At 44.2% G+C, this 14,230-nt stretch carries 14 protein-coding genes and 1 pseudogene; 4 read left to right on the top strand and 11 right to left on the bottom strand.

The window, feature by feature from the left end; genetic code table 11:
* Both G6047_RS15310 and G6047_RS15305 read right to left on the bottom strand, forming a co-directional pair.
* Entirely contained in the window at window positions 1-762 is a 762-nt protein-coding gene (locus tag G6047_RS15310; protein ID WP_169528500.1) for a T9SS type A sorting domain-containing protein, read from the bottom strand.
* Window positions 763-771: 9 nt separating this feature from the next.
* A complete protein-coding gene (locus G6047_RS15305; protein WP_169528499.1) occupies window positions 772-1,293 on the bottom strand; it encodes an ankyrin repeat domain-containing protein in 522 nt (173 codons plus the stop codon).
* A gap of 232 nt (window positions 1,294-1,525) precedes the next feature.
* Between G6047_RS15305 and ffh the strand changes: the two genes are divergently transcribed.
* The 3 genes from ffh to G6047_RS15290 all read left to right on the top strand — a co-directional run bounded on the left by ffh (window position 1,526) and on the right by G6047_RS15290 (window position 5,590).
* Window positions 1,526-2,863, top strand: a complete 1,338-nt coding sequence (gene ffh / locus G6047_RS15300; protein WP_169528498.1) for a signal recognition particle protein — start codon at window positions 1,526-1,528, stop codon at window positions 2,861-2,863.
* 63 nt (window positions 2,864-2,926) lie between these two features.
* Complete coding sequence (locus G6047_RS15295) at window positions 2,927-3,814, top strand: bifunctional 5,10-methylenetetrahydrofolate dehydrogenase/5,10-methenyltetrahydrofolate cyclohydrolase (protein WP_169528497.1); 888 nt, start codon at window positions 2,927-2,929, stop codon at window positions 3,812-3,814.
* Window positions 3,815-3,928: 114 nt separating this feature from the next.
* On the top strand, window positions 3,929-5,590 hold the full coding sequence (locus G6047_RS15290; protein ID WP_169528496.1) for a S8 family peptidase: 1,662 nt from the start codon (window positions 3,929-3,931) through the stop codon (window positions 5,588-5,590).
* On the opposite strand, the gene G6047_RS15285 is transcribed toward G6047_RS15290, so the two are convergent.
* From G6047_RS15285 to rluF, 3 genes and pseudogenes are all read right to left on the bottom strand, one after another.
* The gene (locus G6047_RS15285; RefSeq protein WP_317168296.1) at window positions 5,584-6,117 is read right to left on the bottom strand and encodes a murein L,D-transpeptidase catalytic domain-containing protein; all 534 of its coding nucleotides are present in this window, start codon (window positions 6,115-6,117) and stop codon (window positions 5,584-5,586) included. The genes G6047_RS15290 and G6047_RS15285 overlap by 7 nt on opposite strands.
* 182 nt (window positions 6,118-6,299) lie before the next feature.
* Window positions 6,300-6,758 (bottom strand): hypothetical protein, encoded by a 459-nt coding sequence (locus tag G6047_RS15280; protein ID WP_169528494.1) that lies wholly within the window; start codon window positions 6,756-6,758, stop codon window positions 6,300-6,302.
* A gap of 420 nt (window positions 6,759-7,178) precedes the next feature.
* Window positions 7,179-7,946, bottom strand: a pseudogene (gene rluF, locus G6047_RS15275) (23S rRNA pseudouridine(2604) synthase RluF); the annotation flags it as partial.
* A 180-nt stretch (window positions 7,947-8,126) separates the two neighbouring features.
* On the opposite strand from rluF, the gene G6047_RS15270 reads away from it, so the two are divergent.
* Window positions 8,127-8,750 carry a chloramphenicol acetyltransferase gene (locus G6047_RS15270; protein WP_169528492.1) on the top strand — a complete coding sequence of 208 codons (624 nt, stop codon included), beginning with the start codon at window positions 8,127-8,129 and terminating at the stop codon, window positions 8,748-8,750.
* Here G6047_RS15270 and G6047_RS15265 read toward each other — a convergent pair whose 3' ends face one another.
* Genes G6047_RS15265 through G6047_RS15240 form a run of 6 tightly spaced genes read right to left on the bottom strand, consistent with a single transcriptional unit; the run spans window position 8,751 to window position 13,990 of the window.
* Window positions 8,751-9,155 (bottom strand): hypothetical protein, encoded by a 405-nt coding sequence (locus G6047_RS15265; protein ID WP_169528491.1) that lies wholly within the window; start codon window positions 9,153-9,155, stop codon window positions 8,751-8,753.
* Window positions 9,152-9,721, bottom strand: a complete 570-nt coding sequence (locus G6047_RS15260; RefSeq protein ID WP_169528490.1) for a hypothetical protein — start codon at window positions 9,719-9,721, stop codon at window positions 9,152-9,154. The genes G6047_RS15265 and G6047_RS15260 overlap by 4 nt, the downstream gene beginning before the upstream one ends.
* Before the next feature lie 21 nt (window positions 9,722-9,742).
* Complete coding sequence (locus G6047_RS15255; protein WP_169528489.1) at window positions 9,743-11,392, bottom strand: serine hydrolase domain-containing protein; 1,650 nt, start codon at window positions 11,390-11,392, stop codon at window positions 9,743-9,745.
* Window positions 11,389-11,763, bottom strand: a complete 375-nt coding sequence (locus tag G6047_RS15250; RefSeq protein ID WP_169528488.1) for a ribosomal maturation YjgA family protein — start codon at window positions 11,761-11,763, stop codon at window positions 11,389-11,391. The genes G6047_RS15255 and G6047_RS15250 overlap by 4 nt, the downstream gene beginning before the upstream one ends.
* The gene (gene bchE, locus G6047_RS15245; RefSeq protein WP_169528487.1) at window positions 11,760-13,214 is read right to left on the bottom strand and encodes a magnesium-protoporphyrin IX monomethyl ester anaerobic oxidative cyclase; all 1,455 of its coding nucleotides are present in this window, start codon (window positions 13,212-13,214) and stop codon (window positions 11,760-11,762) included. The genes G6047_RS15250 and bchE overlap by 4 nt, the downstream gene beginning before the upstream one ends.
* Window positions 13,214-13,990, bottom strand: coding sequence for a ferritin-like domain-containing protein (locus G6047_RS15240; RefSeq protein ID WP_169528486.1), 777 nt, complete (start codon window positions 13,988-13,990; stop codon window positions 13,214-13,216). The genes bchE and G6047_RS15240 overlap by 1 nt, the downstream gene beginning before the upstream one ends.
* Between the last annotated feature and the right edge of the window lie 240 nt (window positions 13,991-14,230).

The following is a 14,230-nucleotide window of genomic DNA, read 5'->3' as shown; positions in this document are numbered from 1 at the left end:
TTATTCGATAAGGATTTTCCTGACGGTTTTATCTGATTCGTTCGAAATCTCAAGAAAATAAAGACCTGGATTCAAACCTGTCAAATCCACGGATTGATTCTCCTGATAGCTTAGGCTTTTTACGAGTTTAGCGTTGATGTCATATACGTTCAGGGCTGAAATTGGCGTCCGTTCATTTTTTGAAATCATAAAAATTCCTGTCGATGGATTCGGGCTGATGGTGACAGAACTTAACAGGTTAAAGTCTTCACCTCCCAAAACATTCGTAAACGGAGCGTTCAGGTTCCCGAAATTATCACCGTGCCCGTTGAGCGTATATCCCGATGTATTGCGGTGTGAAAAAATCAGGTTGATGGATGTCATGGCATAGGTAAAAGTAAAATCGGAAGTTTCTGCCACAAATGGACGGGTAGCAATCACGGTTCTTGTAGTGCCGGAAGTGGTGTTGCTTTGGATAGTCCAGTTATTTACCGCATCTGCCGCAGGGGCGAAATGACCGCCGGGAAGTTTCATATCAGACAAGATTGTGGCGCTTGTCATCACGACACAATCCGTATTGGCCGACATTTGGGTCGCGTTGAAGCCAAGCGCAAAAAACCGATTGGACGGCCCGGTCAAAGTAAGTGTGACCGTAGAAGTAGGTTGGTCCATATCGATTTTTGCGGTCATGGCATTGATCAGGGGTACGACTCCCGTGGTTTTTTGTTGTGCCATCAATAATGTCGGAATAGCGAGGACGATGTTAAGGCAGATCTTTTTCATAGCTGTGTTTTATTGATCGAGCAGAATTATCAGGTCGGTGTTCTTGTTGTATTGGGCGATATCGAGGGCACTTTTTCCGTCTTTGTCCTTGAGGTTTTTATCGGCACCTGATTTTACCAGCAGTTGGGCAATCTCATTTTTGTTGAAGAAAACAGCATACATCAAAGCGGTTTTTCCATGTACGTCGGTAAGATTGAGATTGGCTTTAAGCGAAATCAGTTTTTGGAGAACGGCTATATCTGCAGACATTACGGCTGCCATCACAGCCGTTCCATAACCGCTGTTGTAATCGATGTTTTTGACTTTATCTGCCAAAAACAAAGCGACGGCTGTGTTCCCAAGGTAAGTGGAAAGGATAAGCGGACTCGATTTTTTATCATTTACCGAATTGATGATTTCGGGTGTTTTTTCATATAACGTCCGCATTTGTTCAACGGTGCCTTTTCGGGCAATATCGAATACATCCGTTTGCTGGCTATAACTCCCAAAAAAAGTAAACAGTAGTGTTAAAATGAAAATGATTTTTTTCATGTCTGGCAGATATTCGTGATTTTTTATAATGGAATTTCTTAATTCACGATACTTCTGTTCTGGGTCAGAAAAATCGTTCACCTTGGGTAAAAGTAGAATTCCGCTTACTTGAAATGAGAAGCTATTGAGTAAAACCGCCATATGAATTAGAATTAGGAAACCTCAATCCTATTGCAAACAGCGCTTGATTGCTGCGCCTTCTTTTGTATATTTGCAGCTTCATTTTTATCTTATGTTCGATAATTTATCCGATAAGCTCGATAAAGCATTCCATATCCTTAAAGGCCACGGTAAGATTACCGAGATCAACGTAGCCGAAACCCTTAAAGAAGTCCGTCGTGCGTTGCTCGATGCCGACGTCAACTTCAAGATTGCCAAAGATTTCACGACCCGTGTCAAGGACAAGGCAATAGGTGAGAACGTACTTACCACACTTCAGCCGGGTCAATTGATGGTCAAGCTTGTCAAAGATGAGCTCACGGAACTTATGGGTGGCGACGTAGCCGGAATCAACCTTTCAGGAAACCCGACGGTTATTTTGATGTCCGGTCTGCAAGGTTCAGGTAAGACGACATTTTCCGGAAAACTTGCCAACTACCTCAAGACCAAGAAAAACAAGAAGCCGCTTTTGGTTGCGTGTGACGTGTATCGTCCGGCGGCGATTAACCAGCTGCATGTGGTCGGGGATTCGATTGGTATTGAAGTCTATTCGGAACCGGAGAACAAAAATCCGGTCGAAATTGCACTCAACGGTGTCAAGCACGCAAAGGCAAACGGATTCAATGTCGTGATTGTCGATACGGCCGGCCGTTTGGCTGTCGATGAAGAAATGATGACCGAAATCGCTAACGTCCACAAAGCGTTACAGCCACAGGAAACGTTGTTCGTAGTCGATTCGATGACCGGACAGGATGCTGTCAACACGGCGAAAGCGTTCAATGACAGGCTCAACTTCGACGGTGTCATCCTGACGAAACTCGACGGTGATACGCGTGGTGGTGCGGCCCTGACGATAAAATCCGTAGTCAACAAACCAATCAAATTCGTCGGAACAGGCGAAAAGATGGAGGCCATTGATGTATTCTATCCGTCCCGTATGGCCGACAGGATTCTCGGAATGGGCGACGTAGTTTCGCTTGTGGAACGCGCACAGGAACAATTCGATGAAGAAGAAGCGCGTAAACTCCAGAAGAAAATCGCGAAGAATGAATTCGGGTTCGACGATTTCCTTACCCAGATTCAACAGGTCAAGAAAATGGGTAACATGAAAGACCTCGTCGGCATGATACCCGGCGCTTCTAAAGCCATGAAAGATGTAGAGATCGAAGATGATGCGTTCAAGCATATCGAGGCGATCATTTACGCGATGACACCAAAAGAAAGAAGCAAGCCGTCCATTATAGATGTAAAACGCAAAAACCGTATCGCCAAAGGATCGGGCACCAAAATAGAGCAGGTAAACCAACTCATGAAGCAATTCGACCAGATGAGCAAGATGATGAAGATGATGCAAGGCCCGGGCGGGAAGCAAATGATGAAGATGATGGGTAAGATGCCTGGAATGAGGTAAAGCAGTAAGACGTGTGTGAACGCGTCTTTTTTATTTACAGATTTTAAAAACAAACAACTACATATGAATCTTCTCGACGGAAAAAAAGTCTCCTCTGACATCAAAAACGAAATAGCGGCTGAAGTTGCCAAAATGAAAGCCAACGGTGAAAAAGTGCCGCATCTGGCAGCTGTAATCGTCGGTAATGATGGCGCGAGCCTGACCTATGTAGGAAGCAAAGTGAAGGCCTGTGAAATGGTCGGGTTTGAATCGACGCTGGTCAAGATGCCAAGCACGACTTCCGAGACCGAATTGCTCAAAAAAATCAAGGAACTCAACGAAGATGACAATATAGACGGATTCATCGTGCAATTGCCGCTTCCGGAACAAATCGATACGCAAAAAGTCATCATGGCGATTGATCCGTCTAAGGATGTTGACGGTTTCCATCCGGAGAATTTCGGTAAGATGGCACTTGATATGAGTACGTTTATTCCTGCGACTCCGTTCGGGATATTGGAACTTCTCGAACGTTACGGCGTTGAAACCAAAGGAAAGCATACTGTTGTAATCGGCCGAAGCCATATAGTTGGAAGACCTATGAGTATTCTGATGGGGCGAAAAGGCTTTCCCGGAAACTCGACGGTTACATTGACGCACAGCTATACTAAAAACATTGCTCAGATTACCACTCAGGCCGATATCATTATCTCTGCCCTCGGCGTCCCGAATTACCTCAAAGCCGAAATGGTTAAGGACGATGTAGTCGTAATAGACGTTGGCATCACGCGCGTCGCCGATGAAACTTCGGAAAAAGGCTATAAAATTACCGGCGATGTGGATTTTGAAAACGTGAGTAAAAAAGCGTCTTACATCACGCCGGTTCCGGGTGGCGTCGGACCCATGACAATTGCCATGCTGCTCAAGAACACCTTACTGGCGCGCGAACAGAAACGCGAATTGAAAAAGTAATAGATTAAAGGCCCAATCGGGTCTTTTTTTATATCCTAAAATTTTCGCCTCCCGACCATTGGAAAAGGTAAATTGTTACATTTGCCGCAAAGCAACGCTTTCATTTTTAATGCTATGAATAGAATTCTACTTCCCATTATCCTGTTGGTTTCGGTTATCGGTTTCACGCAAAACCGCAAGGGACAATTTCATTTGCAAAAACCTGATGCCATGCATGATTTGTATGTGGCATTTGAGCCAAGTGATGTACTTTCTGCAGGCACACTGACGCAAACTCTCGTTTACCAGTTTCCGGAACTCGAATCGCTTCAGGCGGAATATCAGTTTACATTTGAAAAAGGTATTGCCATCAATAACCAGAAATTGTCAGAAATGGAAGCCGATGCCAAAAGATTCAAGGGCAATGCATCGGCTGTACACGTATTGAGGGGAATTTATAAAATCCATATGGCCAATGCCGATAATACCGAATTATTGGCACTTGCCGAAAAACTCGAACGCCTGTCAGCCGTAAGATATTGTGAACTGGTATCGAAACAACCCATTGTTCCTCCGGCAGATATCGCTCCGGCAACGCCGGATTTCCGTCCGCTCCAAACGTATTATGAAGCAGATCCTGGCGTCAACATGCAATATGCACACGATATGGGACTGACAGGAACGGGAATCAGGATACGCGATGTGGAATACGGCATGAACAAGCAACACGAGGAATTCGTGGACGTGGCAGCAGTACAGCTCGGACCGGACATGACTATTTCATCTGACGCGACTCCGGCTTACGTAGATCATGGAACTGCCGTAACCGGAATTATGTGTGCCGATAACGGAACCTACGGAATCACCGGATTGTCATACAATGCAGCTGAATTCCTGATGTTTCCGGAATGGCAGGAAACAGGCTATAATCGTGTTTTCGCCATAAGCCAATCGATTGAAAATTCAGTTGCGGGCGACGTTATCATTTTTGAAATGCAGACAGGCGGCCAAACCTCGACGGCTTATGTCCCGGAAGAATTCAATCAGGTTTCCTGGGATTTGGTCAAAGCAGCTACCGACAGTGGAATTACGATTGTAGCCGCCGCAGGAAACGGAAACCAGAACCTCGATGCTACATTTTACCAAAATTATATGAACCGCGGAGACAGCGGAGCCATAATCGTTGGTGGTGGAACGCCTAACACAAGCCACAATAAAATTTCATACAGTACGTACGGCAGCCGCGTCGATGTCCAGGGTTGGGCGAGCAATGTCTACGCGACAGGATACGGTGATGCGGCCGAAATAGGTGGCGATTATAATCAGCAGTATACCATTTTCAGCGGAACCAGTTCTGCGACTCCGGTGGTTTCCGGTTGTGTAGTCGCTTTGCAGCAATATTATTTTGAGCAGACAGGTTCCTATATGCTTCCACAAGATATCCGTACCTTGTTGAAAGACACCGGAATCGCACAGGGAAGTGGCGGAAACGTTGGTCCATTGCCAAATATGGAAGCGGCTATAACGGCATTACAGGAACAATTAGGGTTGAAGTCGGAACACGAAGTCGTGTTTTCGGTCTATCCGAATCCGGCTTACGAAACAGTTAATGTCCACGGTATTTTTTCAGCTTCAGCAAAAGCGGAAATCTTTACGGTTACCGGCCAGAAAGTCATTGAATCGAATCTTGGTTCACAAAATCAAATTGCTATTCCAGGTCTCGCTTCCGGTATGTATATCCTGAAGATTACCAATGGAAACGCGGTTACTTCCAAAAAGATCATCGTCCGTCAGTAATAGATCCACAACAGGATTTTTTTATCAGATGAATCAATGATAGGCTCGAGTCGTTTAAAGAATTTGGTGCTTACCATCGGGCATCCGAAACTTAAATAGACCGGATCCGTATTTTCTTCAGATGGCATGTCTTCATACGCATGCAGTACAATATTGCGGTCGAATGCATTGCTGTTTGTCTCGTCAAGTCCGTGAAGTTTATATGATTTTCCATATTTTCCCACATAGCTTACCCCAACTGAATACTTACCCAGCGATGTACAATGGGAATTGTTTACGTTGCTGAAAACCAAGTCACCATTGTCTTTATGTGATCCGTCTCCATGCGCGACAAGACCTAAATCAACGACTTTTTGCTGTTTAAGATTATACACAAAGAATCGATTTTTACGAATAGGAATTTTCATGTCGATCAAAAAAACCAACGAATCATTGTAGTCTTTTTTTCCGGTCACGAATTTCAAAGCTTTTGCCGCATTGTTTTGTAACCGTTGTTTGGCAACGTCCTCGATTTCGTGTTTTTTCACAGGTTTTTCCGTCAGCCGTAACGAAACAAACGCAACAGCAACAATAATTAAAACAGCCGAAAATTTAAGTAACGTATTCATAGGAAAAGGGTTATATTGGTGCAATAGTGTGTTTTTAGCGACAAGCATAGCTTGTTACTTTTGAGGATTGTCCGTTTCGGGACTATGATATTTAAATGGGATTATTCTTTATAATCGATGCGTACGCCGAGTGTTCCGGTTTGTTTGTTCAGCAATAAGACATAATCGTGTGAAGCCGATGAACCGGATCGGAAATACAGGTTTTCAGCGTTTCGCAAATCCGGATCGGTGAAAAGCGCAGTGGCTTTTTGGGCAGCGCGTTGGTTTAGCTTTAACCGATTCCGCTTTACATATTGGTCCATATCGACCACGGCGGTTGAGATATGGAAAAGGGAAGTCTTTTGCTTTTGCGTATCGTCATAATTGCAGTCACAATCGCGTATGGCCGGAATGTTTATGCGTGCCCTTAATTCGATATGATCGATATTGGCCCATTCGCAACTGCGGTTCGTATATATTTTTTTGGTAAAAGCCCGAAAGCCCATAATTCCGGCGAATCCGAAACTCACAGCTATGGCCGTCGCGCCCAAAGCAATCAGGGCCGTTTTCTTGATGTTCATGTTGGTCAGGTTGATTAACCCATGAACGCGAACTGTCTGTAGGATATTGTCTTACAGCTCGTCTTTGCCTTTGTAACGCGGATCGTCTTTTTTGATGATTTCAAAACGCTTTGGAGTTGTAAAGGTTTTTGGGCGTTGTTCGTCACGGGGTTTTGATTCGTCACGTTTGAATTTCTGGCGGTCATTATCGCCTTCATTGCGGCGAGGCTTACTGTAGTCTTTCGGTGCCGATACATCACGCGGTTTTTCGTCACGGTTGAATTTCGGACGGCTTCCGTCACTATTTTCAGTGCGTTTTGGACGGATGTAATCTTTCGGGGTCGATGCATCCCGAGGCGTGTCGTTTCTTGAAAAATTACGTTTTGGAGCATCGGAATCCGGTTTTTTGAAATCCCGTTTCGCCGGATATTTCTCACGTGGTTCCCGTTTGGTGAATTCTTTTGCCCGAGTCGTTTCCACTTTTGGCAGGCTCGCTTCTTCGGTCATGGAAGATGGCTCGATCAGCGTCTGCAATTCCGTGATTTCAGCGTCGGTCAGTTCGCGATGACGGCCCAATGGCAAGTCAAGTTTGATATTGATGATACGGACACGCTGTAACTTTTCAACTTCGTAATCCAGATATTCACACATTCTGCGGATCTGACGATTCAATCCCTGTGTCAAAATAATGCGGAATACGAATTCACTGATCTGTTCCACCACACATTTACGCGTCACCGTATCCAGGATTGGGATTCCGTTGCCCATTCGCGTAATGAATTTATTCGAAATGGGTTTGTTCACCGTCACGATATATTCCTTCTCGTGGTTGTTGCGCGCGCGAAGGATCTTGTTCACGATATCGCCGTCATCTGTCAGGAAAATCAGGCCTTCGCTGGCTTTGTCGAGACGGCCGATAGGGAAGATACGTTTGGGGTAATTGATATAATCGATGATATTGTTGCGCACATCCTGGTTCGTGGTGCATTCGATTCCGGGTGGTTTGTTGAATGCCAGGTAGATTGGTTTTTCATGACGTTCCTCAACCAGTTTCCCATCAATCCGGATCTCGTCTTCAAAACTCACCTGCATCCCCATTTCTGCAGGTTTTCCGTTTACGGTCACACGACCTTCGGTTATGATTACGTCGGCTTCGCGTCGTGAACAGCGGCCGGTTTCTGCGAGGAATTTATTGAGGCGTTTTTGCATGGGGCAAAGGTAATTAACAATGAACGATTAACAATTAATAATTGGGTTAACAGTTAACGGGTAACAGTTAACAGTTAAAGGTTATTTGGGCACAGAATAAAAAATAAAAATAATAATAAACAATAATTCAGGCCAACTGGCTTCATAATTCCCGAATTTTGTAGCCCTAAAAAGCCCGTCATGAAAACCAAAATAGATAAAGCCACCTGGAACCGAAAAGATCATTTCGATTTTTTCTCCCAATTCGAGGAACCGTTTTTCGGACTGACGTTTACAGTAGATTGCACCATTGCCTATGGAAAAGCCAAGGCTCAGGGCGTTTCGTTCTTTTTGGTGTATCTGCACAAGACTTTGCAGGCTGTGAACGCCATCGAAAATTTCCGATATCGGGTCATAGATGGCGAAGTTTTCCTGTTCGATGTGGTCCGCGCTTCATCTACTATTGCACGACCTGACGGCACTTTCGGTTTTTCCTATATCGACTACTACGAAGAAAGTGGATTGTTCTATGAAAAAGCCCTCAAAGTGATAGATGAGGTTAAGAATTCAACAAACCTGTTGCCTGCGGGCGGAGGTGACGATCCCATACATTTCTCCGCGATTCCGTGGGTCGATTTCACGAGTCTTTCGCACGCCAGGAGTTTTTTGAGAAAAGACAGTTGCCCGAAGATTTCAGTAGGGAAGATGATGGAAAAAGATGGAAAGAAATCCATGCCGGTATCAGTTCATTTGCATCATGGCCTGGCCGACGGCTATCACATTGGGCTGTTCGCAGAAAAATTCCAGCAATTGCTCAATGAGTAATCAGCGGGAATCGATCCGTACCACAAGGCTTACTTGCTTTCTTTGAAGTTCATGGGCAAGTTGATTCGCCGAAAGTGATTTTATATCCGGCAGAGACTTATTTCTGTACACAAACAAATAGTAGCCATTATAAGCTTGCCGCCCAAACCATTCGTTCAGTTCTTTTTTTTCGGAACCGGAAACCACGAAAACCAGCCCTTTTTCAAAAAGTAAAATGCCTGTTTTTCCGTTGGTGTTGTTCACAATGACATCGCCCGATTCCCCATCAAAATAGACTTGCTGTAAATCGCCATACTGATCTTCAACCTGCATCAGGTGATAATTATACAGCAAAAAAAGTGAGGTCAGAAAGGCGAGAATTCCAGAGGCGAAAAAGAGTATCCGCACGTTTTTCATATTGGTCATGACTTAATCAGGTTTACAAAAATCGTTCGTTGATCATTAAGAAATTCAATGCTTCGGTACTTACTTTCAGCATTTGTCTTTTGGACGAATCGGATGGAAATAGCAGAATCTGCTATGTTTTGATGGGTGTAATCGATTTCAGCGGAACCTCTGGACTGATTAGAAACCTCAAATCCGGAATCGTTTGCCATCTCGGTCTTTAAGCTGATGAAATCGGTTTCCGATAACTTTATTTGCGCACTTGAACCGTAATCTCCATGAAAATCCGGATAACTGGAATCTTTTGATATAAAGGCTGCTGATTGGGGTAATTCCCGGTAAGTTATGGTTTTGAATTCCTGTCTGTAAAAATCATCCGATGGAAAGATAGCTTCAAAAATTATAAAGATTTCGAACAATATAATCAAGGAAATATAGATCCTGCCGATTGTCTTACCATTTTCCGAAGTGATTTTTCCCGTCTTTAAAAGCAAGTTCCTTATGGGCAGATAAGGTAAATATAGCAAGAACCCAAAAGCAATGAACAGGCAACCGACGATAAATAGAAAAGCTAGAACTAGTACCATAAAGGATAAAATTTCCATTGCTCACCTGAGATTTAAAATGGCCGGCAAAACAAATTCAGTCATCATCCGGTCAACCTGCGAATGTGCGTAAGGCCTGTTGTAAGCAGTCGCCGTAATCACGACAGTCAAGGGCAGATCCTTAAAGATGAAAATTTTGTTGCCACCATTTCCGGCGCAGTAAGACACTTCGTATTCCTTTCCGTAGACTTTATAGGTTTTATTCCAGAACAGAAATCCGTAGAATTCATTGTCGCGATCCGGAATCTGTAATTGTCGGCTCAGTGATTTTTCAATCCAGTTTTGAGGCACAAGTTGTTTGCTTTTCCAACTGCCTTTGTTTTGATACAGTTGACCGATTTTGGCAAAATCAAGACTGCCCATTTTCAAGCCGCCAGCCGTATTCACCACTTTTTGGGGCGTGTATTCCCATTGGTACTTTGTAATTCCAAGCGGTTTGAACAGTTTCTCTTGTGCATATTTTTCAAGACCTCCCGGAATCGATTTATCGAGGATGTCACCTAGCAAAATGACTCCTGCCGTGAAATAATCCCATTGGCCGCCGTTCACTTTGGTTGCGTCAAGCGGCAAATCGAGCGCGAATTTTACCCAATTTTCGGTCGGGTACATATTTTCCTCGTTTCCGGGCGAGTCGCTTTTTTTATCGGAACCATCGAACGAAGAACTCATTGTCAATAAATCCCGAAGTTTGATATTGGCTTTATTGTCGGAATAATTGGCGAATTGTTTGAGGTCATAAAATTCACCCAATGTCTGGTTTTCGTCTTTTATGAAACCATCTGAAATAGCCATTCCCATCAGGATCGACGTAAACGATTTGCCGACCGATCGCGTGTCGTGGATTGTTTTCCGGTCGGCTCCGTTGAAATATTCCTCGATTAAAAGGTTGTCGTTTTTGATGACGGCGATGCTGGTGATCTGTCGGAATTCATCTGAAATAATCTTCTTATTGAGTTCGCGGATTTTTTTTTTATCGTACCATTCATCTGAAATGCCAAAACCGGATGCTGGTGGAATCGGCTGGATCGCAAGCTGTTTTTCAGTGATTTTCGGGGTTTTGATGACAAGTTCCAACTGACCTTTCGCAATCAAATCACCCACGATTGTTTTTTCACCGAGTTTTAAATATGGCCTGAGTTCGACCCGAAACCGGTGTCTTCCATCGGTCAGCGCTTTCTTTCCGCCATTATCCTTAAATCTGTCAAATAAATAAATAGACCACCAATCGCCACCATTGGTATCGGTAAACGGAACGCGGAAAGTTGTCGTTGTACTTTTTCGCAGACCGCAACCATAATGGATGTTCTCGGAATAAATAGGCTTATCATCTACAAAAAAGGAGAATTGGTAATTGCCGCTCACGTTCAGTTCTTCGGCAGATAGATTTGGCGCGAGCCGATGCTGGTAATTAATGACCGAATTATCCATAAAAACCCGAATGTTGAGGTTGGATTGCTTATTCAGGTCATATGTTTTGAGAAAATCCGTTTCAGACAAACTGTCAAGCGGGATGTTGCGGGAAAGGAACACGATTTTTCCAATGTTGTTTTGGTGGATTGGTGTAAAGATGCCATCGGTCTGGACCAGATCCGGAATTTGTGATACTACTGTGTTCGAAGCCAGCAGCATCAGCATGTATTTTATGATTTTCATGATTGTTTTTTTAGTTGATTTTTTTCAGATGCCACGATCAGCAAGCATCCGATGGTATAACAAAGCAGGTCATTCCACGAAAAGGAAGTTCCAATTACGGTTCGCGCCAAAGGTGATTCCGACAATCCGAGTTTATCGACAATGTTCAGGTATTGCAGGAATTCGACACAAAAAGCAAAGGCTAAAACACAAACGACAGCTGTGATTACTGGAAGTTCGATGAAACTTTTCACAAAGCCGTAAATCAGCATGACGACCAAAACATCGCCCACATACGGCCTGATAAAACCGTCATGGACAAATAGCGCAATACAGGCCTCGATGGCAAAAAGCACCACGAAAATGGCGAAATAGTTTTTACTGAAACTCATGCCCAAAAGTCTTTCATTTTCATGCGTTCTTTCGATAAAGGCGTCACAAAAAAGAACTGGTGCAATTCCCAGAACCAGACGCGTTTTCCAATTCTACTGTACCAACGCATGGCACTTCGAAGCCGTGCATCTCTGTGGAAAAATAACCGGATCAATGCTTTTGGTCGTGTCTGCATAAAGATTTCGATGGCTTTCACGAACAAAATTACGAGCCACGGCTTTACGAATCGCGTCGAAATCACCTGATGTTTGTAATCCCATTTTCGCTGATCGGTCAGGATGATTTCCTTGTCGCGTACTTCCTCGAAATAAGGCGTCCATTTGTGTGGCGTGGCGTATAAAAGCTGCACCTGATCTGGGTCGTAGGACAAAAGTTGCTTCAGGCTGTTGTAGAAATCACGCGGTTTTTCTTCGCCGAAACCTACAACATAAGTCGCCATGGACAAAATATTGTGTTGGCGTAAAAGCTGGATCGCTTCTTTGTCTTTTGAGATTTCGCCGGCTTTCTTGATGTTTTCGAGAATGGCTTCGTCGTAATTCTCAATGCCGAGCAGGAACCGTTCAAAACCTGCCTTTTTGTATAAATGCAGATAGTCGGCATCACGCACGATATTATCGGCGCGGATGGAAGCCACAAGGATCAGTTTCAGGTTCCGGCTGACCAATTCCTGTAAAAATTCGCGCCATGCTTTTGGGTTTGACGATGGGTTTTCATCGGCGAAATTAAAGACGATGACACCCATTTTTTTGTGTAGCATTTCCATTTCGTCTACGAGGGATTTTGCGCTTCGGTGCCGCCATTTTTTCCAGAAAAGGCTTTGCCCGCAGTAGGTGCAAGGATACGGACAGCCTCTTGAAAACTGGATGACAACGGCTTTTCGTTTACCCCAATAGGTGTAATGGTAGCCGTCCATCAATTCCCAGCCGATTCGAAAATCGTCCAGGCTTTTAATGGTAGCTGCAGGTGGCATTTTGATGATTTCACGGCTGTTCCGATAGGCGATTCCACGAATGTCATTAAGTTCCGATTGCTGTTCGATAGCCGATACCAATTTTGTAATGGTTTCTTCGCCTTCGCCACAAACAATATAATCTATTGATTCGTTTTTCTGCAGGATTTCCTTCCAGTGATAGGTCGGGAAAACGCCGCCAATGATGATTTTGAGTTCCGGATTCCGGAGTTTGACCATTCGACTGATGTCTTCTATTACAGGTTGTGCCGATGTAGAGCCCGAATGTCCCATGAGCAGGACTTCAGGATTTACTTCTTTGATTTTTTGAACGACAGATGGAATGCTGTCGTTGAAATAATCGGAATCGAGAAGTGAAACTTCGTGACCGGAATCAATCAAAGGCCCACCAATCGACAACAACCCGAGCGGAGGCAAATGTTCACCGGCCAATCGGCTTCCGATTGAAAGATGAGGCGGATTTACAATCAGGATTTTCATTAGAAATAACTGGTTTCTATTGCCTGTAAATTGGAAATATGGAATTCGGGTTGGCCTTTGGAAACAGGTTGTTTGACCCGACCGAAGTTTTCGTTGAATTTGACCGACATGGCTTTCAGGAATGATCCAAACGTGGGTGTTCCTTGTTTCAAAACCTTTTGATGCCCGAACCAAACCAGGCTTGAAGTCACGAAGTAAAAACAGCGATAGATTTCAAAGCGGATAGGTTTGAGCCAGTTTGGTGTAAGCTGGAAAATGGTGTGCATTCTTTCGGTCTGGAACTCGATGTGGAAGGCTTCATCTATCAAAATGTCCTCGCATATTTGCCTCAATAACTTACAATCGGAACTGTCGTGAAGCGATTGATAGAATAATTGAGCCGAACTTTCTACGGTGATGACGGCAAGCGTCCATAATTCCATGCTGGTGTTGAAGTACCTGATTTTTCGGAATAAGGTATCGCCCCAATCTTTTTCGATTCGTTTTTCGTCAATCAGGTCGAGGTATTTTCCCAGGTTGTTTCCGTGTTTTTGTTCTTCGCGTATGAAAAGTTCTACGGATATGGGATAGATGAAGTCGTTTATTTTGAATGCGTATTTTTTTGAGGCGGCCAGTAAGTGTGCGCCGTCCGAGGTTTCGCCGAGTTGCCACGCTTGGAGCGATTTAAGAATCTGATTTTTTTGGCTGGTTGTCAACTTTGGTCTGAGGCTCCAGTCCACACGGTGGTTTTTGGCATTTTGGGTGAAATGGCTGACCCAGTTTTCGGATGTGTTCATGGGATTGATTTTTTAGGATTTGATGCAGAAAAAATGTACTTGGGGCGTTGGTAGGATGGTTACCTTGCTAGGGTGGGAGGGACAACCTCTTTTTTTTGGCAACGCGTGAAAAAGGAGGCAAATCAACTTTTGACCATGCGCGTGCGTGAAGGATGGCGGGACTGTTGGAGCTCTTTTGACAACCTTCTTTAGGTTGCCAAAAAGCGACTCCCGCCAGCCTGACGGCGGAATAAGATGTGC

The sequence above is a fragment of the Flavobacterium silvaticum genome (assembly GCF_012911565.1).
GTDB classification, from domain to species: Bacteria; Bacteroidota; Bacteroidia; order Flavobacteriales; family Flavobacteriaceae; genus Flavobacterium; species Flavobacterium silvaticum.
The sequence above is the reverse complement of the archived record's forward strand: the minus strand, read 5'-3'. Positions and strand labels throughout refer to the sequence as shown.